The organism is bacterium (assembly GCA_041649255.1).
Taxonomy (GTDB): Bacteria; Hydrothermota; UBA3073; order JACQXS01; family JAQTXJ01; genus JAQTXJ01.
In genome coordinates, this window is the sequence record JBAZNK010000050.1 from 1 (window position 1) to 2646 (window position 2646).

Consider the following 2646-nt stretch of genomic DNA (forward strand, 5'->3'; position numbering starts at 1 on the left):
CGAATGGGCAGCAACAAGCCCTGCGGAAAACTTCAAAAAGCTTGCCGAAAAAATGTATCCCGGGAACAAGGCCAAGCAGGAATATGCCGCAAGCCTGATCGACGAAGCATATGGAAAGTACGATGAAAACCGGCTGAAAAACACAGAAATGTTAAACGCCGCACCATGCAAATTCGTAAGAGTGGACAAAGGGGTTTTAAAATTCTACATATCCAAGGAATGGGATAAAGCCGGACAAGAGATCGTACTTCCACAGGGAAGCGTCCAAATCAAAACACCGGCGGCGGCACCAGTCGCCCCCGGCGAACAAAAAGCCGTCGAACCCGAAAAGAAAGCTCCCGGCGAACTGACCCCGGAGCAAAAAGCCGCCATTGAATTTTTCAAGAAAGCCATGCCGGACGCCAAACCTGAACAGATCCGCCTCAGCGGAACCGAAACAGTGGCCCCGGGAACCAAAGCTCACCTCTATTTAAGCAGTTACGTAGGAACCGTACAGGACCCGGACTACTACAATGAAGAAGGAAGAGGCAGAACGCTTTCACCGGACCAGCTTCGGACGGGAGCTTATGTACCGGCTGAAATACAAAAGGGGTTTGTCATCGAAGCCCCGAAGAAAAACGGAGCCATCGGCAAGTTTGTGCTCGTGACACTTTCAATCGACCCGTACATCGGGGGAGGGAAAGTACCGGAACAGCGTATGGCGTGGGTGGAAGTAGGAAAATTAAGAACCCAAAGAGACGCGGACAAAAGATTCCGGACCGAAAATGCGTGGACACAATCAAAAGAAACGACTGACACGGTTCCTGCCGGAACATACAAAGCACGTTACGAAGCACCGCTCTACAGCGGAAAATCAGCAACAGCCGGAGTCATTGTCCGTAAAGTCGGCGCAAACGACGAAGTCAAAATTCTGGAAGGAAGAAAGACCAGAATAGTCAACGGGGAAGAGTACGTTGCCGTCGAATACACCAAAGACGGAGGCACCGACAGAGGATGGATTAAAAAGGATGCCATCGTCGCACCTGCGGCGGCTGCACCTAAAGCACCCGAAGTCGCCCATGTGGAAACAAAAGATGAACGCACGGACGCCGCACTCGTCGCGAAATACTACGACCGCGAAACCGGAAGAATCCATTTTGACGGTGACAAAAAAGCCGAAAACACCATTACCATCAGCGATCTTTTCCCGGGTGCCAAAGCCGGAGACAAAATAAAAGTGAAACATAAGAGCGGCGGGAAAACCATGGAAGCCACCTACGACGCGAATAAATCGTATACAAAAGTCGTCGACGGAAAAGCTGAACAGCGCAAAGGAACATTCGCCTACTCCAACGGCGCCCGCGTGGAAATCTGGGACGGTGACATTATTCTTCCGCAATGGGAACAGAAAACCGGCGAAGCGCTCGCGGACAAAGATAAACGTGCATACGTCGGAAAAAGAGAAATCAAACCGGGAGAAACCTACCAGGATCTCGCAAAAGAAGCTTTCAAGGAGAAAGCCATCGGCGACATCATGGCCAAGAGCGACCTCGACGAGAACGGCCGTATTGAACAATACGTAAAACTGCTGAAAAAATACCAGATGGACAACACCGTCTACTTCATAGTTCCGACCCTTGAGGAAGCGGGGGCAAAACCGGAGAGTGTAAAACGGGAGGCAGCGCTTGAAGAACGGAGAAAAAAGCATGAAGACGACTATGAAAAGAAACGCACCGAAACCGAAACAGCATTCCGGCAGGACATGGACAAATATATGAAAGAAAAAGTCACCCTTCACACCTCCCTTCTGGACGCCGTGAACGACGACGAAAAATGGAAAAAAGCATGGAACGGTGAAGGAACCTCGGAAATCCAGGGACTTGATCAGCTGATTGTCGTACTGAAAATGCCGATTTTTGTAGAATCGGGAATTACTGAATCGAACGCCCGCCAGAAAATTCTGGGGCTCATCCAGGAATACAGCAATAAAGAGGTGGACATGGAGGACGTCATGAACTACCTCAAAATTTACAGAAAAATCGATCCGCTTTCCGGACCAGACCAGGAATGCAGTTTCAGCGAATTCAAGAGCGACATTGAAAAGGATAACGAAGTCATGAAAAAGAATGAAGCCGGATTCCAGGCATTCAACGTAAAAAAAGCGGAAGTGCTGCCGAAACTGGACATCATCAAACTGGTCACATGGAAAAAAGACCAGGCTATTGCCGCGGGATACGAAGATCCATTTGCACTGTGTACTCCCCAACAGATCAAGGACTACGTACAGGCCACAAAAGACATGGAAGAGCTCAAAAAGGACGGGAACTACAAAGCCTGGGGTGACTACCGTGCCGCCATGAACCGCCAGGCATGGAGACAGGAAATTATGTATGCCGGTGCAAAACTCCTTGAAGCACTGAAAAACCTCAAGGTAAAGGAATTCCAGGCCGCAGAATCTATTGAAGCTCCGAAATCCGATGAAACCAAACGTTGTATCGACGTCATTGGATCCGTTTTTGCGGACGGTGAAAAAGAAGCATGGTATAAAGACCATCCGGAAGGCAGGAGATTCTCCTGGGAAGACGTGGTCGCGGGTGAGGAAGAAAAGGACGATGCCGCACCAAAAGAGTTCGGAAAATATTTCTCCGCAGCTGCCCCGATGCATCG

1 protein-coding gene is annotated in these 2646 nt (G+C 49.6%); it reads left to right on the forward strand.

The window, feature by feature from the left end:
- On the forward strand, positions 1-2646 hold a 2646-nt coding region (locus WC614_14125), incomplete at both ends, for a hypothetical protein (GenBank protein MFA5034141.1).